Raw genomic sequence first — 22,822 nt, 5'->3', positions numbered from 1 at the left:
GCGGTAGCCGGAACGCAATTGGGAACGCTTCCCTGCGCGATCGGGAAAAGCTCCCGGTCCACGGTTTCATTCTTATGCGACGCTTTCATTGAAAGAAACATTCCCGACGCGTGGTTCGAACTATAAGAGGAGACGACGATGAAGAGCATGCCGCGCAAGTTGGCGCCCGCGCATCCGTTCAAACCCCGAGCAGGGCTGCGGCTCGTCTTCGGCAGCGCGTTCGCGAGCATGACCGTGGCCGCGTGGGCGCAAACGCCGCCGGCCGATACCGCCGAAGCGCCCGCCGCCGCATCCGCCGCCGCGCCGGTCGTGGAGGCCGCCGCGCCGCCGAACGCGGAGTTGCCCACGATCATCGTCGTCGGGACGACGCCGCTCGTCGGTGTCGGCACGCCGCTCGAAAAAGTGCCCGCGAACGTGCAGACGATCAAGGGCTCGGAAATCGAGGCGCAACATACGCCCACGATCACGAACTACCTGGAAAAGAACGTCGTGAGCGTCGATACCAACGACGCCCAGGGCAATCCGTGGCAGACCGACATCAACTATCGCGGCTTCACCGCTTCGCCGCTGCTCGGCACGCCGCAGGGCTTGTCGGTGTTCATGGACGGCGTGCGCATCAACGAGCCCTTCGGCGATGTCGTCAACTGGGATTTGATTCCGCAGGCCGCGATCCAGACGATGCAGATCATTCCCGGCTCGAACCCGACCTTCGGCCTGAACACGCTCGGCGGCGCGGTCGCCGTGACGACCAAGAACGGCCGCAGCAATCCGGGCGGCAACGTCGACATAGGCTTCGGCTCGTTCGGGCGCAAGTATGCGCAAATCGAGCAGGGCGGCGTGATCGGCGATCATCTGGACTACTACTTTACTGCGAACATCACGAACGACAACGGCTGGGCCGATCACAATTCGAGCCAGTTGCGCCAGGCGTTCGGCAAGATCCGCTACACCGACGCCGACACGACGATCTCCGTTTCGATGGGCGGCGCGGACAACACGCTGAACGGCTCGCAGACGATTCCGCGTTCGTTCATGGACAACTTCCGTCAGGCCTATACGTTTCCCGACACGAACGAAAATCAGGTTGGCTATCTGACGATCAACGCCGAGCACTACTTCACGCCGAACATTCAGTTGAGCGGCAACGTGTACTACCGGCACTATCGCAACAAGAACGTGAGTTCGAACGTCAACGACGATTTCGACCCGGACGGCGACGATCCCGACGAACTCACGCAAGCCTTCAACGACCAGTCGGTGATCGTGACGGACAGCTATGGCGCGAGCCTGCAGCTCACGCTGCTCAACAAGCTGTTCGGCCGTGACAACCAGTTGATCATCGGCGCGGCGGGCGACTTCGCGAACTCGCACTTCAGTCAGGCCGAGCAGCCGGCCGAATTCGAAGAAAACCGCGCGACCATCGGCACCGGTCCTTTCGCGCCGACCACGGACGCGAAGACGCACAACTCGAATCTGGGCATCTACTTCGAGAACACGTTCTCCTTCAACGAGCAATGGTCGATGACGCTCGCCGGCCGCTACAACTGGGCGAAGGCGACCATCGGCGATGAAAGCGGCGTGCAACCGCTGCTCGACGGGAATCACACGTTTTCGCGCTTCAATCCGGCTGTCGGCTTCAACTGGAATCCGACGCCGTACTTCACCGCCTACGCGACGTACAACGAAGGCATGCGCTCGCCGACGGCCATCGAACTCGCGTGCGCGGACCCGGCCGCGCCCTGCTCGCTGCCCAACGACTTCATCGCGGACCCGGACCTGAAGCCCGTGATCTCGAAGACGTTCGAAATCGGCGCGCGCGGGCGCATCGGCAGTCATACGACGTGGAGCGCCGCGGCCTACAGCACGACGCTCACCGACGACATCCAGTTCGTCAGCAGCCAGGGCGCGGCGAGCACGCTCGGGTATTTTCAGAACGTCGGCAAGACGCGGCGGCAGGGCTTCGAACTCGCGGGCCGCACGCAGTGGGGACCGGTCGGCGTCGCGGCGAGCTATAGCTACGTGAACGCGACGTATCGATCGACATGGACCGAAAGCAGCGGGAGCAATTCGAGCGCGGACGACGACGGCAACATCACCGTGCATTCGGGCGACCGCATTCCGGGCATTCCCGCGAACACGGTGAAGATGCGCATCGACTACAACCCGATTGCGCGCTGGAACATCGGCACGAATCTCACGTATCGCAGCAATATTTTCGCGCGCGGCGACGAGAACAATCAGGACGTGAACGGCAGCGTCGCGGGCTATTTCCTGATCGATCTCGACACGACCTACAACGTGACCAAGCAACTGCAGGTCTATGCGACGGTGAAGAACCTGCTGAACAAGCGCTACGCGAACTTCGCGATTCTGGGCGAAAACTTCTTCAACGGGCCGAACCATACGTTCAACGGCGGCGATACGGTCAACGAGCAGTTTCTGGGTGTCGGCGCGCCGCGCGGGGTATGGGTCGGCATGCGGTACGCGTGGAAGTGATGCCGCCCGGGTGCACGCGTCGAGGCCGTCCGGGATGGCCCGGCGCGTCCCGGCCGCTCAACGCCCCACGATCGACCCCGCGCTCGGCGGATACGTGACGATGCCCCACGCGAGCGGCAGGTCGCCGATCTGCTTGACCTCCTTGTAGTCCGAACCGTCGAGCACGTAGACCGCGTTCGAGCGCCCGCACGCGAGCAGCAGCTTCGAGCCGTCCGGCGTGAAGCTGAAGTGCCAGCAGCGCTGACCGACGGGCACATCCTGCATGTGCTCATAGGTCGAGCCATCGAATATCTGCAAGGTCTTGTCGCGCGATGCCGCGACCAGGAGCCGCTTGCCCGACGGATCGAACGACACGCCGTAAGGGCCCGTCTTGGTGTCGACGGTCTTCACGGTCTTCAGGCTCTTGCCGTCGAGCACGACGAACTTGTTCGCATTTTCCAGCGTGACGACATAGTGCTTGCCATCCGGCGATCCCTTGATGCCGCGCGGACGCGAGCCCTTGTCGAGCTTCACCTCGCGCACCGGCTTGCCCGTTCCGACGCGATACACCGACACCGTGTCGTCGCCCTCGTTGGTCACGAGAATCAGCTTGCCGTCGGGCGAGAACTCGACGCCCTCGGTTTCGTGGCCGCTCTTGACCGAATGCGTGACCTTCATCGTTTTCATATCGACGATGGCGATTTCGGCAGGCGGCGAGTTGGGGTCGTCGTCATCCTTTTCCGGTTCGCCCGGTTTCGGCGGGCCGCCGTTTTCGCCCGGTTCGTACGTCACATACACATAGCCGCCGAACACGCGCACGAACTCCGGATTCTTGCCGACCTTCACGCGCCGGACCACCTTGCCCGTCGACGTATCGATCTCGGAAAGGTCGCTCGTCGCCTTGTTCGCCACATAAAGGCGCGTGCCGTCCTTGTTCAAGGACAGGCCGCGCGGGCCGTCCTTGCCCACGTCCCACGTCTTCGAAAGCGAGAGACTGTCGAGGTCGATCACGCCGACGCCAGCGTTCTCGGTCGTCACGTAGGCGGTCGGCGCGGCGGCGTGCGCGAAGCTCGCGGCGACTGCGAGCGATGACGCGAGCACCGACGCGCAGGCAATGCGCGCCGCCTTGAATCTGACTTGCATGGTCGTCTCCAGCGGTTTCGTTCGACTTGTTCGAGTTTTCGGGCGCACGCGCGCGGCGGATCGCACGGCGCGCGCGTCTGCAAGTCCAACTTAGCCCAATCGGAGGCGCCGTGGCAACGGCATCGGCCGGGAGAAATTCCCGAATTCAGCGCGTCGCGGAGGGATCGCCGGCGAGCAGATCGACGAGCGCCTTCGCGCCGCGCTTCCACGACAGATCCGTGTTGCCGCGTATGTCGACCGAGCGCTGAAAGAGCAGCGCGCCGCTGTCCGCATCTTCGACGCGCAGGTTCATGTTGAGAATGAGGTTGCTGATCTTCTGCACCCAGCACACGCCGACGCGCGACGTGCCGAGTTGTTTCGCCACGCGCCGTTCGCAGCCGTTGCATGCGCTCATGTCCTGCGTGCTTTTCAGCGACGCGATCAGATCGCTCGCCTGCGCATTGTCGGCGACGCGAAAGAGCGCGCGCGCACGCAGATCGTCGCGCAACGCGCCGCTCACCATCGCGAGACGCTCGGCCTGGATGCGGTCGATTTCCGCGTCGTTGTAGGCGGCATTGTCGTCGATGAGCGTGCAATCGAGCATCGCGATCGATTGCGGCGCGTGTTGCGCAGGCGCGCCGCTCGCGACGGCGGCAAGCGTGACAACCAACATCGCGCGCAGCGTGTGGATCATGGTCGTGGCCTCGTCGATGTGCCGTTCAACATGTTGCAGCGATCAGGACGCCGCGCGCAACGCCTCGTCCGCGACCGCGAGCCTCGATGCCATCATCTTCACGACGAAGCGATGCCATTCCTGCGCGGTCAGCGGATCCTCGAGTTCGAGCTTGCGCAACGCCGCGAGCGTGAGACGCCGCAGGCGCGCGGGCTCGTCGGCGAAGACATCGGCGCTGCGCGGCGCGTTCGTGTACACCGCCATTTCGCCGATGATCGTCCCCGGCCCGAACGAGCGCAATCTCACGGAGCGGCCGTCCGCGAGCGGCAGCGACACGGTCACGCGCCCTTCCTCGACGATATAGAGCGCATCGCCCTCGTCGCCGCGGCGAAAGAGCGCCTCGCCCGCGCCGATATCGCATACGTCGAGCAGATCGCTCAGTCCTTGCAACGCGCGCGCCGTGAAATGCGGCGCGAGCATCGCCCGGAAATCGCCGGACGGAATACGCGGCGCCAGCGCGCGCGTCAGCGTGGCGAGCTGCTGCGCTTCGATCCATTCGAGTCCCGCGTCGAGCGTGTCGAACTCGCGGATGCCGAGCGCGAGCGCGCCGGTGCGCTTGAGCAGCGCGCGCGAGTTGTGCGGCAACGCGGTCAGCACGAGATCCGCGCCGATCGCCGCGCACGCCTGACGCAGCTTCACGAACGCGAGCGACACCGATGCGTCCATGCCGTTGGTCCACGCAAAATCGAGCACGACATGACGCACCGGACGCGGCCCGTGCGAGCGAATGCGCTCGCGCACGCGCTGCAGCATCGAATTCGCCGAGCCGAAGAAGAGAAAACCTTGCAGACAGACGCCGCAGATTTCATCGCCGCGATCGATCAGAAAGCGCGTCTCCTCGATACTGCGCTCGACATTCGAGGTGCGCGTGCGGCCGTCGAACTCCATGCGCACGCAACCGGCGCGTCCGTAGAGCAGCGCGAACGTCACGCACGCCGCGACCACGCCCGCGACCACGCCCGCGATCACGCCATAGAACGCGATCACCGCGAGGATCAGCGGCACGAGCAGATATTCGTGCCATGAGAGTTTGCGATACGCGCCGACGAGCCAGTCCATCATGAGCCGCAAGCCCATGTAGATCTGCATGCCGACGAGCACGGGCACCGGAAAGAGCGACACGAGATCGGGCGACGCGATCAGCACGAACAGGCACGCGAGCGCGGCGAACACGCCCGCCGCGCGGCTCGTCGCGCCGGCGCGCGCGTTGAGCATCGAGCGGTTGTACGACTGATAGCCGACCATCCCGCCGAGCAGACCGCTGGCGATATTCGCGAGGCCCGCGGCGCGCATCTCGCGATTCAGGTCGATGTCCTGCCCGGTCGCCGCGCCCATCGCGGTCGAGTTCATGATGATCGTGATCGCCGACACCGACGTGACGATGAGCGTCTCCGGCAAATGCGCGACGATCGCGCGCCAGTCGATCTCGCCGTGCGCAAGCGACGACGGCAAATGCAGCTCGGGAATGTGCAGCGCGTGCGCCGGCACATGCTGGAGCAGGAGGCCCATGGCGCGCGCATCGTCGGGCGGAATGCCGGCGGCGCGCAGCAGCGCATAGAAGAGCGCGATGCCGATGGCGAGCGTGATCGGCAATGCGGCCGCGTGCCGCCAGGTGCGCGCGAGGATCGTCGCGAGTGCGCCGACGAACAGCGCGGGCGCCCATGCGAGCCAGTGCAGTTGCGCGATGCGCGGCAGCGTGTGCCAGTCGAGCGCGACGCCCGTCAGCACGCGAAATGCGCCCGCGATCAGCAGGTAGCCGGTGCCCGCGAGAAAGCCGCCCATCACGGGATAAGGCAGGAATTGCAGCGAGCGGCTGCGGCGGGACGAACCGATCGCGAAAAGAATGAGGCCCGTCACGAGCGAGCACAGCGCGATGGCGACGAGCACGGTCAGCAGGATTTCCGTCGGCGAGCCGCCGTTCGCGCGCACGCTGCTCGCGACGCCCGCCGCGACGCCGACGAGAAACGCGGTCGCGTTGCTGTCCGGCCCGCCGATGTTCATGCGCATCGAGCTCGTCAGCGCGATCACGAACGCGGTGACGATGCAGCTCACGAGCGCCGTGGGCACGCCGAGCTCGGCATAGCGCGCGAGATCGGCGCTGAAGATGAGCGTGCCGAGGCTCATCGCGTAGCACAGCATCATGAGCGTGGACACGGTACCCGCCGTGATGTCGCCGACGAGCGCGGCCGCGCGCGGCATGGCGCGCGCGAGTACCGTGCGGGGTGTCGTGGCTGGCTTCAGGGCGCCTCCCGATGCGGGAAAACGGCAGACGTATGCGCTCGAACGCAATGCGCGCCAAAAAGTATCCGCTGCGCGCGAAGACGCTGTCAAATCCGGTCGAACGCGTTTTTCATCTGACTTGAGTGCCGTTCGCGGTGGATTCATCGCGTCAAACGGAGTAACGTTAATCGACGCGAGCGAACACTACACCAAGGAGGCGATCATGCCTGACGATCCCGCTCAGTGGCACGTTTTCGACTACGAAGGGTTCGAGATTCACGTGCAGCCGCTGTTGAAGCCGGCGCCCGAGCACGCGGCGTCGGGCAAGGCGGATCGCTACGTGTATATCGGCCACGTGTGCAGGCCCGGCGCGAACGCGGACATTCCCGGTGAAGCGGTGCATTTTCACGCCGACGGCGAAGACGCATACAAGAGCGCGCAAGACGCCGTCGACGATGCGCGGCATATCGGCAAGAGTATCGTCGACGGCACGCATCCGGATCTTTCGGTGCTGCCGCTCGTGTCGCATCAGCATCATCCGGGATGACGAACGAAAGCATGGAGCCGCCCTCGCCCGATCACGAGGCGCACGCCGAAAGCCTGAGCGCGCTCACGCTCGCGACGCAGGACATGCCGCGCGCGGTGCGCTTCTATGAAACGCTCGGGTTTCGCATCGTGCATGGCGGCGCGGACGAGGCCTTCACTTCGTTCGCGCTCGGCAGTTCATTTCTCAATCTCACCCGCGAAACGCACGGCCCGATTCGGTTCTGGGGCCGCGCGATCATCTACGTGTCCGATGTGGACGCGTTCTATCGGAAGGCGCTGGCGCATGGCATCACGCCGCAATTCGCGCCGCGCGATGCGCCCTGGAACGAGCGCTATTTCCATCTCACCGATCCGGACGGCCACGAACTCAGCTTCGCGCGTCCGCTCTGATTCATTCATTCGATACAGGCACGGGATTCGCTTCTCCCGCAAGTGACGGGTAGCGTACGCATCGGCCATTTCATATGACCGATCGCGCACATACCCGGGCATCGCGTTCTACGACGATGGGTTCACCGGCGATACGCGTTTTTCATGAACGGGGCATGGCGAAAGACGCATGGAAGCTCGCTGTTGCTATTTCGCAAAAACGGGCACTGCTACGGATTCCAGGCGTAGAGTTCAAGTGCTTTGTGAAGAACGTGATGCGTTGCGGCAGGGTTTTCATGTATCGGGCTTCAAACATCGGCAGGTCAGGCCGTTAACCCGATCATGAATGCCGCAGGAGACTGAAATGAAAAGCGCGAATGAGCGGTCCCTTCGTTACCAGGTCGAAAAATGGCTCGCGCCGGGCAGCATGCCGGTGCATGTAAGACAGTTCAGCCGTACACGTTCCGACGGGCGCCGTTATGTGTGTGTCGAGGCATTGCACGGCGCGGCGGCGAGAGCGCTGTTCTTCTTCCGTCACGATGACGGCCACTGGTGCGTTTATCCGCCTGCGCCAAAGCAGAACAACATGCGCGGTGAAAGACTCGTGGCCTGAGCCGCTTAGAAACGAAGGTTGTTGAGCAACTGAAACCACATCGCGCCGAACGGATTCGCCGCATCGGCGCTGGCAGGCTCCTTCTCTTCCTGCTTTTCTGATACGCGCTCTTCTTTCTCTTCCTTGGCCTGTCGCGATTCATGCAGCGCAATGGCGCTGTCCGCGATCTGGCGCGCCACAGGCTCCTCGCATTGCGCACCGAGCAGCACGCCGAACACGACGTCGCGGTTATGACCTCGTGAAGCAAAGCGCATCGCGAGCGATACGCGCTCCGCATAAAGCGCCTCGCGCGCTTCACGTTCCTTCGCCTCGCGCGCTTCGCGTTCGGCTTCTTCCTGGCGCACGCGTTCTTCCCAGCGGCGCATCTCTTCGGCATAGATGCGGTCGTACACCTCGCGCTGCGCGGGGTCGGAGAGAATTGCGTAGGCTTCCTTGATCTCCAGGAACTTCGCGCGGGCGGCGTCTTCGTTGCCGACGTTGCGATCGGGGTGGCAGCGCATCGCGGCCTTGCGATACGCGCGTTTGATTTCGTCTACGGTGACGTGCTCGTCTACGCCAAGCGTCTGATATAGCGTTGCCATCGTGCGTTCGGTGGATACGGGTCGCCGATCATGGTAGCACGCAAGAACGATCGATGCCGCATCGCAACATGAGCGGCTAACGGCCCGTTATTACGCGTGCGGCCGCGCTTCCGAGCACGTCGAACATGGCGCGTGCGGGCTTCAGATAGCGCGACATGTGTAGCCGAATATTGATTACCGCGAGCACGAAAATCGCCAGCGTGACGAGCAGATAATCGCGCCGCTCCGGTACGACGTGATAGCGCGTATGCAACATCACGAAGACGATCCATGCGAACGCCGGCGCATGCAGCGTCCAGTGGCGTTGCGCGAAATGCCACGCGATACGACGCACATCGCGGCGTGCGGCGCGGTCGAGTCCGGCGAATTCGGAGCGTCGGCTGAAGTAGAAAGGCATGGCATTGTATCGATTTGTGCGTAGCCATCATTCCGTCACACAACCCGGCGACGATTTGCGCGTTTTCCCGCTTTCAGCATAACCGTTCGACCCTTTTCTTACGATGGCACTTACTCTCGACGACATCCGTCATCTCTTCGACAAACACGGCTCGATCGCCTACAGCGGCGAACCGGTCACTCAGTTGCAGCACGCGTTGCAGAGCGCGGCGCTGGCCGAGGCGGCGGGTGCGAGCGCCGAACTGACCGTCGCGGCATTGCTGCACGACCTCGGGCACCTGTTGAATCAGCAGGGCGAAACACCGACCGAGCGCGGCATCGACGACCTGCATCAGTACTACGCGCTGCCCTTCCTGCGCCCGCTCTTCTCCGACGCCGTGCTCGAACCGATCCGGCTGCACGTCGACGCGAAGCGCTGCCTGTGCGCAATCGATGCGTCGTATCACGCGCGCCTGTCCGCCGATTCCGTGCGCAGCCTGGAACTTCAAGGCGGCGTATTCGACGATGAAGCCGCGCAGACGTTTCTCGCGAAGCCCTACGCGCAAGACGCCATCGCGTTGCGCCGCTGGGACGACGAAGCGAAGGACGCGCATCGCGTCACGCCGCCGCTGCCCCATTTCATGGACATGGCCGCGCGCATCGCACTCGCGCCGCGCTGATCGCAGACGCCGATTCAGCGGAAAACGTCGCATGGCGTAACGCGCTAGACTGTGCGCCATGCAAAAATTCCCAGCTCGATACGTCTTTCGGCAAGCCTCCGGCGCGCGAGCGAGCGACGCACCGTGAACGGCGGCAACTTTCGCATCACCGCCGCCGTCGTCGCGAGCGCGCTTTTCATGCAGAACATGGACGGCACGATCGTCGCGACCGCCATCCCGACGATGGCCCGCGATCTCCAGGTCGATCCCGTGCATTTGTCCAGCGCGATCACCGCGTATCTCGTCGCGCTGACCGTGTTCATCCCCGCGAGCGGCTGGATCGCCGACCGCTTCGGCGCGCGCCGCGTGTTCATGTGGGCGATCGCAACGTTCACGCTGGCGTCCGTCGCGTGCGCCGCCGCGATGAATCTGCCGCAATTGCTGGCCGCGCGCGTCGTCCAGGGTCTCGGCGGCGCGATGATGGTGCCCGTCGGCCGCCTGATCCTGTTTCGCGGCGTCAAGCGCGAAGAACTCCTGCTGGCGACGACGTGGCTCACGATGCCCGCGCTCGTCGGCCCCTTGCTCGGACCGCCGCTCGGCGGCTTTCTCACCGACGCGCTCTCGTGGCGCAGCATCTTTTGGGTGAACGTGCCGGTGGGCATCGCGGGCCTGCTGCTCACGTGGAAGCTGCTGCCGCCGTCGCCGCCCGACGTGCGGACGCCGCCCGATCTGCGCGGCATGCTGCTGTCGGGCGCATCGCTCAGTCTGTTCATGATCGGCATCGAGAGCGCGGGGCGCGGCGTGCTGCCCGCCGGCGTGCCGTGGATCTGCGCCGCGGTCGGGCTGCTGCTGTTTCGCGTGACGGTGCTGCATTGCCGCCGCGTGGCGAATCCCGCCATCGACTTTTCGCTGCTGTCGATCCCGACTTTTCACGCGGCGACGGTCGCGGGCAGCCTGTTTCGCGCCGGCGCGGGCGCGCTGCCCTTTCTCGTGCCGCTCACGCTTCAGACGGGCTTCGGCTATAGCGCGACCGCGAGCGGTCTCGTCACGTTCGCGAGCGCGCTCGGCTCCTTCTGCATGCGTCCGATGACGGCGCTCGCGCTGCGGCGCTTTTCGGTCCGCACGGTGCTGTGCACGGGCAGCGTCGTGTTCGCGACGGTGCTGCTCGTCTGCTCGACGATGTCGCAGGCGTGGCCCGCCATCGCGATCTTCCTGCTGCTTTTGCTGGGCGGGCTCGGCCGCTCGCTCAGTTTCGCGACGATGGGCGCGCTCGCGTTCGCCGATGTGCCCAAGCCGCGCCTCGCCGCCGCGACCTCGTTTCAGGGCACCGCGCAGCAGTTGATGAAGGCGGTCGGCGTGACGGTCGCGGCCGGCACGATCCAGGCGACGATGCTTATTTCCGGCAACGCGCACACCGAGCGCTGGCAACTCGCATGCGGATTCATCGTGACGGCGCTCGTCGTCCTGGCCTCATTGCCGATGTTCGCGCGCCTCTCGGAAGACGCCGGCGAGGGCATTTCGGCGCCATCGGCGAAGCGGGCGGAACGCACGTAATTCATTCCGATTCGTAAAATGAAACATCAGATTTAAGACAAGTCCATGATCCACAAGGGTTTTTCATCTGGATATAATGCGATTCCGCTTTGATCCGACAGTCCGATGCGCCGCTTTCTTCCTATCTTCGCCGCCCTTGCCGTTTCGCTGAGCGCCGCGCACACCGCGCTGGCCCAGGAAAACCCGTTCGCCGCAAGCGAAGCGGCCGCGCAATCCGCCGCCCAGCCGGACCCGAAGTCCGAGCAGGCCAATCACAAGATTTCGGAAATGCTCACGCGGAAATTCGGCGTGGCGCGGGAGAAGGCACAGACCATCGCGGCGGCGGTGATGTCGTCGGCATCGAAATATTCGCTTCCGCCGGCGCTGCTGCTCGCCATCATCTCGATCGAATCGCGCTTCAAGGAAACGGCGCGAGGACCGAATAACGCAACGGGTTTGATGCAAGTGGTGCCGTCGGCGCACAAGAAGCTCGTGCGCAACGTGGATTTGACCGACCCCGAAGACAACATCGAGACCGGCTCGGCGATCTTGCACGGCTACGTGAAATCCGCCCAGGGCGATGTCGACGCCGCGCTGAAGAGCTACGGCGGCTCGCGCGCCTACGCCGAAAAGGTCAACTTGCGTGTGAAAACGTTCGAACCGGCTGCATCCGTCGATACGGCATTGGCGAACGCTCAATAAGCAACCGTCGATTCATGCGCGCCGCCGTCAGGCGGATGCCGCTTTCACGTCCCGATGACGCCGCGGCGATCGCACCCGCAGGCACGCTGCATTTTTCCACTTCAATAGCTCTTCTGGCCGCCGGTGCCGCCCGAATTCATGTTGCCGTTGTTCGGCGCGCTGCGCTTGACGGTGCCCTGATCCTGGCTCATGCCGTTGGTCGCGTCGTTGCCCATTCCGCTCTTGACGCCGGTGCCCGTCGAACCGTCTTGCGATCCGCCCACCCCGGCGCCGCCCATGCCGACGCCACCGCCCTTTCCGCCCGCCGCCGAGCCGGACCCGGACGAACCGTTGCCGCCTGCGCCCATCGAACCGCCCGCAGCGGCTCCGCCGCCACCGCCGCCGCCCGCCTGCGCATAGACACCGCCGGACAAGCCCAGCATCAGCGCGGAAATCACCAGCTTCTTCGTCGTCGCGTTCATTGCAAGTCTCCCAAGGTTGCGTGGCGGCCGTTGCGCATCATTGAATGCGACGACCGTGTCCGCATCAGCGCAAGGGACGTGCCGCGCGTGGCGCCGGATCAATAACCGCAGGGCACATAGGCGCCGCGATAGTTGTCGTAGCAGTAGCCAGGCGGCTGTGCCGGTTGTGCATAAACCGGCTGCGCGTACGCGGGTTGCTGATACACGGGTTGCGCATACGCAGGCTGTGCATTCGCGACGGACGTCACCAGCGCACCCAGCACGGCGCCGCCAATCAACGCGCCGACGATCGCACCGCCGTTACCGCCACCGCCGCCGCGATGTCCGCCGCCGTATCCATGCGCCGACGCCTCGCCCGCCACCGTCAAACTGCCGATCATCAACAAGACAAGTGCTGCGCGCTTCATGAGCTTCTCCAATTCCCGTTTGGTCGGGTTCATGGAAATCATCTTAAGCGGACAGCTAAGAAATAACTGCAGCGATTGGTAACCTTGCATTTCAACGATTACAAATAGCGCGCCTCAAAGGCACGAGCAAAGCAATTCGATTTGGATACCGAATTACCCTAAGCGTCGTTACAAATAGAATTGAATTCGGCTAAACGTAACAGGCTTTATGCCTTGGCCGGTAACCCGATCCATCACATTCCAGAAACGCACTCCGCTTTTACCGCATGCGGTTTCATTTGCTAGCCACTGGTTACCGTTTGTCACCAGAACGATGTCAACTCATTCGACGGACGCGGCGTTTTCATCGTCAACGCGGCGCACTGCGTGCCACGTGTCCTCAAAGAAGAGATCAAGGGAGTTTCAAACCATGAAGAAGATCGTCGCTGCTCTCGCATCCGCCATGCTCGTCACCACCGTATTCGCGCAAACCGCCGCAACCGATGCCGGCAAAGCGCAACTGAAGGCAAACAACGAAAAAGCCGAGGCTCAGGCGACCGCCAACAAGAAGAAGGCCGACGCACAGCACGATGCCGCGAAGGCGCAGGCATCGGCGAACGAGGACAAGGCATCGGCGCAAGCCGACGCCAACAAGGAAGCCGCGAAGGTAGCGCAGGCGACCACGCCGGAACAGGCTTCCGACGCCCGCGGTGATGCCACCAAGGCACAGGCGAAAGCCGACAAGAAGAAGCATGCTGCGCAGTCCAAGGCCGATAAAAAGAAGCAGGATGCAGCGAAGGATGCCAACGTGGCGCAAGCGAAGGCCGACAAGGAAAAAGTCGAGGCGCAAAGCGACGCTAACAAGACGGCCGCCGATGCGAAGGTGGACGCGGCGAAGAAGTAAGGGAGGCCGGCGTTATCGCATCGCGCACTGGGCATTGCATATCAACAAGCCAGTGCGTTCGAATCAGGCGAGCCTTCGGGCTCGCCTTTTTTGCGTCCGCTTTAGTCGAAGGATTTCCGCGCGACTAAAGGAAATGCTCTACTTGCCGATATCGCCGCGCGGCTTATCATTCGTGAAATAAAAGAACACGAAAGGAGACGCCCGACATGCGCACGCTGACCGATCAGTTATCGCGGTACGCCGAATATCATCGCGACAAGCGCAATATCGCCACGCACTTCATCGGCATTCCGCTTATCGTGCTCGCGATTGCCGCGTTGCTGAGCCGTCCCGCGTGGCCCGTCTTGTCGGGCGCGTTCTTGCTCACGCCCGCCTGGGTGCTGTTCGCCCTTGCCACGCTCTACTATCTCTGGCTCGATGTGCCGCTCGGCATCGGCATGGGTATCGTGTCCGCGCTGAGCGCGGCGTTCGGGCAATGGGCCGCGTCGCAAAGCACGGGAAGCTGGCTTGCGATCGGCATCGGCATGTTCGTGATCGGCTGGATGTTTCAGTTCGTCGGGCACGTGCGCTATGAGCATCGCAAGCCCGCCTTCGTCGACGATCTCATCGGCTTGTTGATCGGGCCGCTCTTCATTCTCGTCGAGTTTATGTTCGGCCTCGGCCTCATGCGCGATCTGCACGACGCCATCGAAACGCGCGCCGCGCGTTGATCAGTCCACGCGCTCGATTTCCTCCGCGACGGTCTCATGCTCGACACTCGCGTGATGCTCGCTCATCGGCAAAGCGCGCTTGCGCGAGCGCTCCCGTATCAAAAGACGCGCGCTGTGCACGCCGGTCAGCACGACGGCGATCCAGATCGGCACATAAGTGCCGAGTTGCCGCGCCGAAAACGGCTCGCCGAGCAGCAAGACCGCGACGCCCACGAGCAGCACCGGCTCCACGTATCCGAGAATGCCGAAGAGCGCGAGCGGCAGATGACGGCTCGCGCGCAGATACGACGCGAGCGCGATCGTGCTCAACGCGCCGAGTCCGGGCAAGAGCAGCAAGCCGAGACGAGGGTCGCCCGCGACCTCGGCGAACGAGCCGCGCACGATCAGCATGACGGCGGCAACAGGCGCGATCAGCATGATTTCGACGGCGAACGACACGAGCGGATCGGCGTTGAGCCGCCGGCGCAACACGAAGTACGGCGGATAGCCGAGCATCACGACGAGCGTCGGCCACGCGAACGCATGCGTGACGATCAACTCATGCGCGACGCCCACGGCCGCCGCCGCGACGCCCGCCCACTGGAAACGGTCGAGCCGCTCGCCGTAGTGGAAGCGGCCGAGCAGCACCATCGCGAGAGGCAGGAGGAAATAGCCGAGCGATACTTCGAGCGCGCGTCCGTGCAATGGCGCCCAGAGAAAGATCCACAACTGCACGCCGAGCAGCGCGGCGGCGGCGGCGAACATCAGCAGTTGATGCGGCGTTTTGGCGAGCCTCGCGACGAGCGCGCATAATTGCGGCCAGCGCTTGCGCAGCGCGACGAGCGCGAGCGCACCCGGCAATGTCCACACGATACGCCACGCGAAGATGTCGAGCCCGTCGAGCGGCGCGAGCCACGTCGTATAGCCGGACATGAGCGCGAAGAGCGCGGAAGCGGCAACGGACAGCGCGATGCCGCGCGCGAGGTCATGCTGATTCATCGAAAAAGGCGCTGCGCGCTGAAGGTGAATGCAAGCCGAACGAAACGTGAACGCGCATTCTAAACGCAGCGCGCGCGTCTTTTTCAAAACCCGCTTCAATCGAAATTTTCCGGACGTGCCCGCTTTTTGCTTCCTTCATGCATCGCATTTGCGCATGAACCCCGCCGCTCGATCGCTGTCACTTGCAGTTGTCTTTAGCCGGTCACGATGATCGGCGACCCTTGTCGGTCCAATCCGGAAGTCCGGGCGGCAGCAACGTAGGAACACCGCCGCCCACGTCATTGCATCCGCAGCAACACGCGCCGTGCCGTCATGTTCGACGACGGCACGCGAAGAAAACGCCGCATCGATGGAGACGTCATGACTCAACCTGCCTTGTCGCCCCGCTTTTCCAACGCCTTCGCAGAGGCCGTGTACGTAGGACTCAGCAAGCGTCCGCAAAAAGAATTGCCTTCGATGTATCTGTATGACGAAGTGGGCTCGGCCCTCTTCGAAGTGATCACCGCGCTGCCGGAATACGGCGTGACGCGCGCCGAAGAACGCGTGCTGAAGGCGCATGCGACGGACATCGTCGCGGCCATGCCGGGCGATATCCAGGTGGCCGAACTCGGCAGCGGCAGCGGCCGCAAGACGCGCCTCATTCTCGAAGCGCTGTGTAAAAAGCAGCCCACCGCTTACCATCCGATTGAAATTTCTCGCACCGCCTTGCAGTTGTGCCGGCGCGAACTGAGCGACATCGAGCGCGTGTCGATCGTCGGACACGAGCGCGATTACCTCGCGGGATTGTCGGAAGTCAGTTCGAAGCGCAAGGACGGCGAAAGACTGCTCGTGCTGTTTCTCGGCAGCACCATCGGCAATTTCGCGCGGCTCGCGGCGACGAAGTTCCTGCGCTCGATCCGCGGCATGCTCCAGCCCGGCGACGCGCTATTGCTCGGCACCGATCTCATCAAGCCGCTGCCGGTGCTCGTCGCCGCGTACGACGATCCGATCGGCGTCACGGCCGCGTTCAACCTGAACATGCTCGCGCGGATCAATCGCGAACTCGGCGGCGACTTTCCGCTCGATGCCTTCGAGCACGTCGCGCGCTTCAATCCGGATGCGCGCGCCATCGAAATGCATTTACGCGCGAAGCGTGCGCTGGCCGTGCGCGTGCGCGGCGCGGACCTGCGCGTCGAGTTCCGCGAGGGCGAGACGATCTGGACGGAAAGCAGCCACAAGTACGCAGCCGATGAAGTCGCGCCGATCGCCGCCGACGCGGGCTTCGAATGCACGCATCAGTGGCGCGACGAGGAATGGCGATTCGCGGAGAGTTTGCTGGTCGCGCGATGACTCAGTGCTGCTCGAAGCGCTCGTAACGCTTCTCGACGTGGCGCTCTTCGTTGTGGAAGTCGGTGACGCGGGCATGCGGCGGCCCGCGCCGCAGCCATTCCAGCATCAGATCGACCTGATTGGCCGCGCCCTGCACGATGGCTTCGACGGAGCCGTCGTCGAGATTGGCGACCCAGCCGCGCACGCCGAGCGCATGCGCCTTTCTGACCGTGTAATGCCTGAAGCCGACGCCCTGCACGACGCCGCGCACCCGCACGTAATAGGTTTCGATTCTCGTATCCAGATCCGGGCCTGGCATCGTGCTTTCTCCTTTCAGATGTCGATACGCCGCATTGTAGACACGCTCCTCAACTCAGGCGGAAAGGCTGCGCCACGTCCGCGCGCTCGCCCGAACGCGGATGCGGCACGCGCGGCAGCGTCACTTCGAAGACCGTGCCGGAATCGGCCGCGGAGCGCACGCCGACGTCGCCGCCGTGCATCTGCGTGATCTCGCGCGTGATATAGAGCCCGAGCCCGAGCCCGCTCGATTCATGCTGACGCCGGCCCGAGCGATACGGCGCGAAGATCGTCGGCAGGACGTCGGCGGGAATCTCGCCCGCGTTCTGCACGGTGATGGTCACGTCGTCGGCGTTGCCGTCGAGCCGCACCTGAATCGCCGAGCCTTCAAGACCGTGCTGCAGCGCGTTGCCGATGAGATTCGAAAACACCTGTGAAAGCAGATCGCCGTCGCCTTGCAGAAGCGTATCGCCCTGACGCAGCACGAAGATGCGCCCTTTGCCGACGCGCGCCTCGTATTCGTCGACGATGTTCTTTGCAAGCGTCATCAATTCCACCGCGCGCGGCTGCAATGTGACGCGCCCGCCGCGCAGACGCGCGAGGTTCAGCAACTGATCGACCATGCGGACCATGCGCATGCCGCTCGACTTGATGCGCGTGCCGATGTTCGCGACGTTCTCGTCCGGCACGAAGCGCGCGAGATATTCCGCCGACGCGATCACCGCCGACAGCGGCGTGCGCAGGTCGTGACCGAGCACGGCCATCAGCATCTCGTTCGCGTCGAGCAGTTGCTGCACGGTTGCGAGTTGCGTCGCGAGCTGCTGCTTCTGGCGCTCGATCTGGATGAACACATCGACCTTCGAGTTGAGGATGCGCGAATCGAAGGGCTTGTAGAGAAAGTCCACCGCGCCCGCTTCATAGCCGCGAAAGGTGCGGCTCGCGTCCTGCGCCGTCGCCGTGAGAAAGATGATCGGCACGTGCGCGGTGCGCGGACTGCCGCGCATCAGCTCGGCGAGTTCGAACCCGTCCATGCCGGGCATGTTGACGTCGAGAATCGCGAGCGCGACCTCGTGCTTGAGCAGAAGCTCCAGCGCCGCCGGTCCCGATTCGGCTTTCAGCACCGACAGATCCGGCCGCGCGAGCGACGCTTCGAGCGCGGTGATGTTGTTGCGGATGTCGTCGACGATCAGCACGTGGATGGGTTGCGTCATCTGGTGACTCCTTGCTTCCTTCATTGCCTGTAGCCGATGCATTGCGTGAGCCGCATCGCCATGTGATCCAGCGTGAGCACTTCGTTCACCGCGCCTTGCGCGATGGCCGCGAGCGGCATCGCGGGCGCGGTCGCCGTCGCCGGATCCTGCGCCCAGCATGTGCCGCCCGCATCGCGGATCGCGCGTGCGCCGCGCGCGCCGTCGTCGTTCGCGCCCGACAGCACGATGCCGAGCAGCCGCTCGCCGTACGCATGCGCCGCCGATTCGAACAGCACATCCACCGACGGCCGCGAAAAGCGCACGGGCGGATCGACCGACAGCGCGATCGCCGGCGCCGCGCCGCCTTCCGACTCGACGAGCATGTGATAGCCCGGCGGCGCGAAATAGATGGTGCCCGGCGCGATCTCGTCCTTGTCGAACGGCTCTTCGATCGCCAGCTCGCAGCGCGACGCGAACAATCCGGGCAGAAGGCTCGGCTGCCCCTGACGCACGTGCACCACGACGAGCAGCGGCGGCGCGAACGCCTTCGGCAAGCCGGGCAGCAACTGATTGAGCGCCTCGACGCCGCCCGCCGATGCGCCGATCACGACTGCCCCGATGCGGTCCGCGTCGAACATCGTCACACCTTCTGGTAAAGCCGCTCGCGCGGATTGAAGTCCGCGAAACGGTCTGCGTACGTGGAAAAGCGCAGGCTCTCCTTGCTGCCGAGACCGAGGAAGCCGCGCCGCACGAGCGAATCGCTGAAAAGGCCGAGCGCGCGATCCTGCAGCGCGCGATCGAAATAGATCAGCACGTTGCGGCACGACACCAGATGCGCTTCGAGAAACACGCTGTCCGTCGCGAGACTGTGATCCGCGAACACGACGCGCGACTTCAGCGTCTGCGAGAACTTCGCCGCGCCATAAGCCGCGTGATAGTAGTCCGACAGCGAGCGCTTGCCGCCCGCCGCCAGATAGTTCTGGCTGAAGCCCGCCATGCGCTCCAGCGGATAGATGCCGTTCTCCGCCTGACGCAAGGCTTCGGCGTTGATGTCGGTCGCGTAGAAAACGGTGCGGTCCGCGATCTTCTCTTCGGCGAACAGCACGGCGAGCGACCACAACTCCTCGCCGCTGCTGCATCCCGCGACCCACACCTTGATCGACGGATAGGTCTGCAGAATCGGCACCACCTGCTCGCGGATCGCGCGGAAATACTGCGGGTCGCGGAACATCTCGCTCACCTGCACCGTGAGGTACTGAAAGAGCCGCGCGAACAGCGCCGGGTCGCGCAGGATGCGCTCCTGAAGATGCGACAGCGTCGGCAGGCCGAAATCATGCACGGCCTGCGCGAGCCTGCGTCTCAGCGAACTCACGGAGTAATGCCGGAAGTCGTGCTGATAGCGCAGGTAGATCGCTTCCAGAATCAGCTTCAGTTCGATGTCGAACGTCGCTTCTTCGTCGTGGCGGCCGTCATTCATCTGAGAGAGGACTCCGTTCATCGCTGGCGCAGCCAGACGCGGCACAGCGACACGAGCTTATCCACGTCGATGGGCTTGGATATGTAATCGTCCGCACCCGCTTCGAGACATTTCTGGCGATCGCTCGGCATCGCCTTCGCCGTCAGCGCGATGATCGGCAGGCGTGCGAATTCCGTGCGCCTGCGGATCTCGGTCATCGCGGTGAGGCCATCCATCTCGGGCATCATGATGTCCATCAGCACGAGGTCGATGTCGCCGCGGCGCGCGAGCGCTTCGAGCGCCTCGCGCCCGTTGCGCGCGATTTCGAGCGTGGCGCCGAGCGGCTCGATCACGCGCGAGAGCGCGAAGATGTTGCGCACGTCGTCTTCGGCGAGCAGGATCGTGCGGCCCTCGAACACGTCGTCGCGCTGACGCGCCGCGCGCAGCATGCGCTGCTGCTCGGGCGGCAACGCGCTTTCCACGCTATGCAGGAACAGCGTGACTTCGTCGAGCAGACGCTCCGGCGACTTCGCTCCCTTGATGATGATCGATTTCGAATATCGGCGCAGGCGCTGCTCCTCTTCCTGCGACAGCAAACGTCCCGTATAGACGATCACCGGCGGCGACGCCTGCCCGCCGCCCGCCGACACGCGTTCGAGCAATTCGTAGCCGGAGCCGTCGGGCAGCGCGAGATCCATCACGACGCAGTCGAACGTCGCGCTTTGCATCTCCTCGATGGCCTCCGCGATCGATCCCGCTTCCACGATGCCGACCGTCTCGCTCGCGAGCAGCGCGTGAATGCTCTGCCGCAGCGCCGGATCGTCCTCGACGACCAGCACGCGGCGCATGCCTTGCGCCGAACGCGCTTCGAGCTTGCGGATCGCGCGGGCGAGGTCGTCGCGCGCGCTCGGCTTGAGCGTATAGCCGATCGCGCCCAGATGCAGCGCGACATCGGCGTGATCGGTCGCGGAGACGACGTGAATCGGGATGTGGCGCGTGAGCGGATCGTGCTTCAGCCATTCGAGCACCGTGAGTCCCGACTGGTCCGGCAAGCCGATGTCGAGCAGAATGCCGTTCGGCTGAAGCGAGCGCGCGAGCTCGACGCCTTGCGTCGCCGTGGCGGCGTGCACGCAGTCGAAGTCGAGTTCGTGGGCGAGATCGTAGAGAATGCCGGCGAACGGCTGATCGTCCTCGATGACGAGAATCACGCGATCCGGTCGCTTGCGGTCGGCGCGATCGTCGGCGATGGCCATCGGCTCGGGCATCGCAACCGGCGTCTGAACGGGCGGCGGCGGCACGGGCGCCGGCGCGGGCATCGGCGCCGGCTCGCTCGTCGTGCCGATCGTTTCGAGCTTCGCGGTGACGGTGCCTTCGCGCGCGGCGATCGGCAGCGTCACCGAAAACACGCTGCCCTGCCCGATTTCGCTCGACACGGACACCGAGCCGCCGAGCAGCCGCGAAAACTCGCGCGAAATCGACAGCCCGAGGCCGCTGCCGCCGTATTTGCGGCTCGTCGTGCCGTCGGCTTGCTGGAACGCCTGGAAAATCATGTCCTGCTTCTCGCGCGCGATGCCGATGCCCGTGTCGCGCACGTCGAAACGCAGCGCGTTGTCGCCCGCGCGCTCGGCCGCGACCGTCACGCTGCCGCGCTCGGTGAACTTGAACGCGTTGGACAGCAGATTGCGCAGGATCTGAAGAAGGCGCTGGCTGTCGGTGACGAAGTACTGCGGCACGTTCTCGCCGTGCTGCGTGACGAATTCGAGCCCCTTGTTTCCGGCGACCGGCGCAAAGGTCTGCCGCAGCGTCTGCAGGATCGAATCGACGGAAGTCGGCGCGAACTGCACGTCCATTTGTCCCGCCTCGACCTTCGACAAATCGAGAATGTCGTTGATGAGCGAAAGCAGATCGCTGTTCGACGAATGGATCGTCGCCGCGTAGCGCACCTGCTCGTCGGTCAGGTTGCCGTGCTTGTTGTCCTGCAGGAGCTTGGCGAGAATCAGCGAACTGTTGAGCGGCGTGCGCAGTTCGTGCGACATGTTCGCGAGGAACTCCGACTTGTACTGGCTCGCGCGCTCCATTTCCAGCGCGTTCGCGGTCAGTTCCTGCTGCGCCTGCAACAGCTCGGCCTTCTGCCGTTCCAGATGCTGCGTGTGCTCTTCGAGCTGCACGTTGGTCTGTTCGAGTTCCGCCTGCTGCTGTTCGAGACGTGCCTGCGAATCCTGCAGCGCGCGGCCGCGCTCTTCGAGTTCCTCGTTCGACACGCGCAGTTCTTCCTGCTGCACCTGCAATTCCTCGCTCTGCCGCTGAGTCTCTTCGAGCAGTTCGACGAGCCGCGCGCGATAACGCGCCGAACGCAGCGCCATGCCGATGGGTTCCGATGCCATGTCGAGGAGCGCGCGCGCATCGCCGAAACGCCCTTCGCTGCCGACGAAGCCGAGTTCGATCGCGCCCGCGACGTCGCCGTCGGCGAAAAGCGGCGCGATCAGCACGTGCGATGCCGTCGCCGATCCGAGCGCGGAACCGGCTTTCAGATAATGCGACGACGCGTCGCGCAGTTCGAGCACGCGCGCTTCTTCGATCGCCTGGCCGACGAGCCCTTCGCCGCGCGCGATCTTCTCCGGCGCGCCGCCCTCGTCCGGCAGCGCCCACGCCCCCACGCGCATGAGCGCATCGCCTTCGAGCGCATAGACGACGCCGACTTTCGCTTCCACGTACGGAATGATCGAACGCAGAATGCTCACGCCGATCGAAGCCGGAGACTGCTCGCCGCGCAGCTTCACGCCGAGTTGCACGATGCCTTGCTGAAGCCACGTCGTGCGTTGTACGGCCAGCCGCGATTTGATATATAGATGCGCCACCGCCGCGAGCGCGAGCAGCACGACGATGCCCATCGCGCGGTTGATCTGGAGCACTTCGCGGCTCGTGTTCGGATCGATGCTGGCGGAGAGTGCGTATCCTGCGATCATCAGCGCCGCGGATGCGCCCGCGGTGACGATCGGCACCGATGGCTTGTCGGCCCAGACGCACAGCACGACGGGCAGCACGTAGAAGATCCAGATTGCGACGCGCATCGGCGTGAGCACGTCGATGCTGAACACGACAACGAGCGCGAGCGCGATGGCGAAGTAAATCCAGGAGCTTAAGTTTCGAGTGTCTTGAGGCATCGTCCACCGGTTGTGTTTACGTTTTGCGCGGGCCTCGCGC

23 protein-coding genes are annotated in these 22,822 nt (G+C 64.2%); 10 read left to right on the top strand and 13 right to left on the bottom strand.

Going from position 1 to position 22,822, the window contains the following annotated elements; all coding sequences use genetic code 11:
• The first annotated feature begins 138 nt into the window (after window positions 1–138).
• Entirely contained in the window at window positions 139–2,496 is a 2,358-nt protein-coding gene (locus NOV72_RS28780) for a TonB-dependent receptor (protein WP_106857921.1), read from the top strand.
• A gap of 57 nt (window positions 2,497–2,553) precedes the next feature.
• Here the strand turns inward: NOV72_RS28780 and NOV72_RS28775 are convergent, their stop codons facing one another.
• From NOV72_RS28775 to NOV72_RS28765, 3 genes are all read right to left on the bottom strand, one after another.
• A complete protein-coding gene (locus NOV72_RS28775) occupies window positions 2,554–3,618 on the bottom strand; it encodes a beta-propeller fold lactonase family protein (RefSeq protein WP_106857920.1) in 1,065 nt (354 codons plus the stop codon).
• A 145-nt stretch (window positions 3,619–3,763) separates the two neighbouring features.
• On the bottom strand, window positions 3,764–4,291 hold the full coding sequence (locus NOV72_RS28770; protein ID WP_106857919.1) for a DUF3280 domain-containing protein: 528 nt from the start codon (window positions 4,289–4,291) through the stop codon (window positions 3,764–3,766).
• A 42-nt stretch (window positions 4,292–4,333) separates the two neighbouring features.
• Window positions 4,334–6,529 (bottom strand): SulP family inorganic anion transporter, encoded by a 2,196-nt coding sequence (locus NOV72_RS28765; RefSeq protein WP_106857918.1) that lies wholly within the window; start codon window positions 6,527–6,529, stop codon window positions 4,334–4,336.
• A gap of 244 nt (window positions 6,530–6,773) precedes the next feature.
• On the opposite strand from NOV72_RS28765, the gene NOV72_RS28760 reads away from it, so the two are divergent.
• The 3 genes from NOV72_RS28760 to NOV72_RS28750 all read left to right on the top strand — a co-directional run bounded on the left by NOV72_RS28760 (window position 6,774) and on the right by NOV72_RS28750 (window position 8,078).
• Window positions 6,774–7,097 carry a hypothetical protein gene (locus tag NOV72_RS28760; RefSeq protein WP_106857917.1) on the top strand — a complete coding sequence of 108 codons (324 nt, stop codon included), beginning with the start codon at window positions 6,774–6,776 and terminating at the stop codon, window positions 7,095–7,097.
• Window positions 7,094–7,486 (top strand): VOC family protein, encoded by a 393-nt coding sequence (locus NOV72_RS28755; RefSeq protein ID WP_106857916.1) that lies wholly within the window; start codon window positions 7,094–7,096, stop codon window positions 7,484–7,486. The genes NOV72_RS28760 and NOV72_RS28755 overlap by 4 nt, the downstream gene beginning before the upstream one ends.
• Window positions 7,487–7,829: 343 nt before the next feature.
• Window positions 7,830–8,078, top strand: a complete 249-nt coding sequence (locus NOV72_RS28750; RefSeq protein ID WP_106857936.1) for a hypothetical protein — start codon at window positions 7,830–7,832, stop codon at window positions 8,076–8,078.
• Window positions 8,079–8,083: 5 nt separating this feature from the next.
• Here the strand turns inward: NOV72_RS28750 and NOV72_RS28745 are convergent, their stop codons facing one another.
• Together NOV72_RS28745 and NOV72_RS28740 are read right to left on the bottom strand one after the other, a co-directional pair.
• Complete coding sequence (locus NOV72_RS28745) at window positions 8,084–8,659, bottom strand: J domain-containing protein (protein WP_106857915.1); 576 nt, start codon at window positions 8,657–8,659, stop codon at window positions 8,084–8,086.
• A 76-nt stretch (window positions 8,660–8,735) separates the two neighbouring features.
• On the bottom strand, window positions 8,736–9,056 hold the full coding sequence (locus tag NOV72_RS28740) for a hypothetical protein (protein ID WP_106857914.1): 321 nt from the start codon (window positions 9,054–9,056) through the stop codon (window positions 8,736–8,738).
• 103 nt (window positions 9,057–9,159) lie between these two features.
• Here NOV72_RS28740 and NOV72_RS28735 point away from each other — a divergent pair, with 103 nt between their 5' ends.
• From NOV72_RS28735 to NOV72_RS28725, 3 genes are all read left to right on the top strand, one after another.
• Window positions 9,160–9,714, top strand: a complete 555-nt coding sequence (locus NOV72_RS28735; RefSeq protein ID WP_106857913.1) for a phosphonate degradation HD-domain oxygenase — start codon at window positions 9,160–9,162, stop codon at window positions 9,712–9,714.
• 123 nt (window positions 9,715–9,837) lie between these two features.
• Window positions 9,838–11,247 (top strand): DHA2 family efflux MFS transporter permease subunit, encoded by a 1,410-nt coding sequence (locus tag NOV72_RS28730; protein ID WP_106857912.1) that lies wholly within the window; start codon window positions 9,838–9,840, stop codon window positions 11,245–11,247.
• Between the two features lie 105 nt (window positions 11,248–11,352).
• A complete protein-coding gene (locus NOV72_RS28725) occupies window positions 11,353–11,928 on the top strand; it encodes a lytic transglycosylase domain-containing protein (RefSeq protein ID WP_106857911.1) in 576 nt (191 codons plus the stop codon).
• A 101-nt stretch (window positions 11,929–12,029) separates the two neighbouring features.
• Here NOV72_RS28725 and NOV72_RS28720 read toward each other — a convergent pair whose 3' ends face one another.
• Both NOV72_RS28720 and NOV72_RS28715 read right to left on the bottom strand, forming a co-directional pair.
• A complete protein-coding gene (locus NOV72_RS28720) occupies window positions 12,030–12,389 on the bottom strand; it encodes a hypothetical protein (protein ID WP_106857910.1) in 360 nt (119 codons plus the stop codon).
• Window positions 12,390–12,487: 98 nt separating this feature from the next.
• Window positions 12,488–12,796, bottom strand: coding sequence for a hypothetical protein (locus NOV72_RS28715; RefSeq protein WP_106857935.1), 309 nt, complete (start codon window positions 12,794–12,796; stop codon window positions 12,488–12,490).
• Between the two features lie 208 nt (window positions 12,797–13,004).
• Here NOV72_RS28715 and NOV72_RS28710 point away from each other — a divergent pair, with 208 nt between their 5' ends.
• Together NOV72_RS28710 and NOV72_RS28705 are read left to right on the top strand one after the other, a co-directional pair.
• Entirely contained in the window at window positions 13,005–13,679 is a 675-nt protein-coding gene (locus NOV72_RS28710; protein WP_245933194.1) for a hypothetical protein, read from the top strand.
• Window positions 13,680–13,885: 206 nt separating this feature from the next.
• Window positions 13,886–14,389: an Mpo1 family 2-hydroxy fatty acid dioxygenase gene (locus tag NOV72_RS28705; protein WP_106857908.1), complete on the top strand. Its 504-nt coding sequence runs from the start codon at window positions 13,886–13,888 to the stop codon at window positions 14,387–14,389.
• Here NOV72_RS28705 and rarD read toward each other — a convergent pair whose 3' ends face one another.
• On the bottom strand, window positions 14,390–15,367 hold the full coding sequence (gene rarD / locus NOV72_RS28700; protein WP_106857934.1) for an EamA family transporter RarD: 978 nt from the start codon (window positions 15,365–15,367) through the stop codon (window positions 14,390–14,392). It lies immediately after the preceding gene.
• A 360-nt stretch (window positions 15,368–15,727) separates the two neighbouring features.
• On the opposite strand from rarD, the gene egtD reads away from it, so the two are divergent.
• Entirely contained in the window at window positions 15,728–16,696 is a 969-nt protein-coding gene (egtD, locus tag NOV72_RS28695; protein ID WP_106857933.1) for an L-histidine N(alpha)-methyltransferase, read from the top strand.
• Between the two features lies 1 nt (window position 16,697).
• Here egtD and NOV72_RS28690 read toward each other — a convergent pair whose 3' ends face one another.
• From NOV72_RS28690 to NOV72_RS28670, 5 genes are read right to left on the bottom strand one after another with little or no spacing between them, the layout of a single operon-like run.
• Window positions 16,698–16,994, bottom strand: a complete 297-nt coding sequence (locus NOV72_RS28690; protein WP_106857907.1) for an acylphosphatase — start codon at window positions 16,992–16,994, stop codon at window positions 16,698–16,700.
• Between the two features lie 49 nt (window positions 16,995–17,043).
• Entirely contained in the window at window positions 17,044–18,183 is a 1,140-nt protein-coding gene (locus tag NOV72_RS28685) for a hybrid sensor histidine kinase/response regulator (protein WP_106857906.1), read from the bottom strand.
• A gap of 20 nt (window positions 18,184–18,203) precedes the next feature.
• Entirely contained in the window at window positions 18,204–18,800 is a 597-nt protein-coding gene (locus NOV72_RS28680) for a chemotaxis protein CheB (RefSeq protein WP_106857905.1), read from the bottom strand.
• Between the two features lie 2 nt (window positions 18,801–18,802).
• A complete protein-coding gene (locus NOV72_RS28675) occupies window positions 18,803–19,639 on the bottom strand; it encodes a CheR family methyltransferase (protein WP_106857904.1) in 837 nt (278 codons plus the stop codon).
• Window positions 19,640–19,656: 17 nt separating this feature from the next.
• Window positions 19,657–22,782 (bottom strand): response regulator, encoded by a 3,126-nt coding sequence (locus tag NOV72_RS28670; RefSeq protein ID WP_106857903.1) that lies wholly within the window; start codon window positions 22,780–22,782, stop codon window positions 19,657–19,659.
• Between the last annotated feature and the right edge of the window lie 40 nt (window positions 22,783–22,822).

Source organism: Caballeronia novacaledonica (assembly GCF_900258035.1).
Taxonomy (GTDB): Bacteria; Pseudomonadota; Gammaproteobacteria; order Burkholderiales; family Burkholderiaceae; genus Caballeronia; species Caballeronia novacaledonica.
This window is presented reverse-complemented; position numbering and strand designations above follow the sequence as displayed.

Excerpts from the sequence above, each read along its gene's own strand:
- NOV72_RS28775 (WP_106857920.1), bottom strand. The coding sequence starts at position 3,618 with ATGCAAGTCAGATTCAAGGCGGCGCGCATTGCCTGCGCGTCGGTGCTC.
- NOV72_RS28765 (WP_106857918.1), bottom strand. The coding sequence starts at position 6,529 with ATGCCGCGCGCGGCCGCGCTCGTCGGCGACATCACGGCGGGTACCGTG.
- NOV72_RS28725 (WP_106857911.1), top strand. The coding sequence starts at position 11,353 with ATGCGCCGCTTTCTTCCTATCTTCGCCGCCCTTGCCGTTTCGCTGAGC.
- NOV72_RS28740 (WP_106857914.1), bottom strand. The coding sequence starts at position 9,056 with ATGCCTTTCTACTTCAGCCGACGCTCCGAATTCGCCGGACTCGACCGC.
- NOV72_RS28670 (WP_106857903.1), bottom strand. The coding sequence starts at position 22,782 with ATGCCTCAAGACACTCGAAACTTAAGCTCCTGGATTTACTTCGCCATC.
- NOV72_RS28685 (WP_106857906.1), bottom strand. The coding sequence starts at position 18,183 with ATGACGCAACCCATCCACGTGCTGATCGTCGACGACATCCGCAACAAC.
- NOV72_RS28710 (WP_245933194.1), top strand. The coding sequence starts at position 13,005 with ATGCCTTGGCCGGTAACCCGATCCATCACATTCCAGAAACGCACTCCG.
- NOV72_RS28780 (WP_106857921.1), top strand. The coding sequence starts at position 139 with ATGAAGAGCATGCCGCGCAAGTTGGCGCCCGCGCATCCGTTCAAACCC.
- NOV72_RS28760 (WP_106857917.1), top strand. The coding sequence starts at position 6,774 with ATGCCTGACGATCCCGCTCAGTGGCACGTTTTCGACTACGAAGGGTTC.
- rarD (WP_106857934.1), bottom strand. The coding sequence starts at position 15,367 with ATGAATCAGCATGACCTCGCGCGCGGCATCGCGCTGTCCGTTGCCGCT.
- NOV72_RS28750 (WP_106857936.1), top strand. The coding sequence starts at position 7,830 with ATGAAAAGCGCGAATGAGCGGTCCCTTCGTTACCAGGTCGAAAAATGG.
- NOV72_RS28715 (WP_106857935.1), bottom strand. The coding sequence starts at position 12,796 with ATGAAGCGCGCAGCACTTGTCTTGTTGATGATCGGCAGTTTGACGGTG.
- NOV72_RS28720 (WP_106857910.1), bottom strand. The coding sequence starts at position 12,389 with ATGAACGCGACGACGAAGAAGCTGGTGATTTCCGCGCTGATGCTGGGC.
- NOV72_RS28690 (WP_106857907.1), bottom strand. The coding sequence starts at position 16,994 with ATGCCAGGCCCGGATCTGGATACGAGAATCGAAACCTATTACGTGCGG.
- NOV72_RS28705 (WP_106857908.1), top strand. The coding sequence starts at position 13,886 with ATGCGCACGCTGACCGATCAGTTATCGCGGTACGCCGAATATCATCGC.
- NOV72_RS28745 (WP_106857915.1), bottom strand. The coding sequence starts at position 8,659 with ATGGCAACGCTATATCAGACGCTTGGCGTAGACGAGCACGTCACCGTA.
- NOV72_RS28770 (WP_106857919.1), bottom strand. The coding sequence starts at position 4,291 with ATGATCCACACGCTGCGCGCGATGTTGGTTGTCACGCTTGCCGCCGTC.
- NOV72_RS28735 (WP_106857913.1), top strand. The coding sequence starts at position 9,160 with ATGGCACTTACTCTCGACGACATCCGTCATCTCTTCGACAAACACGGC.
- NOV72_RS28675 (WP_106857904.1), bottom strand. The coding sequence starts at position 19,639 with ATGAATGACGGCCGCCACGACGAAGAAGCGACGTTCGACATCGAACTG.
- NOV72_RS28755 (WP_106857916.1), top strand. The coding sequence starts at position 7,094 with ATGACGAACGAAAGCATGGAGCCGCCCTCGCCCGATCACGAGGCGCAC.
- egtD (WP_106857933.1), top strand. The coding sequence starts at position 15,728 with ATGACTCAACCTGCCTTGTCGCCCCGCTTTTCCAACGCCTTCGCAGAG.
- NOV72_RS28680 (WP_106857905.1), bottom strand. The coding sequence starts at position 18,800 with ATGTTCGACGCGGACCGCATCGGGGCAGTCGTGATCGGCGCATCGGCG.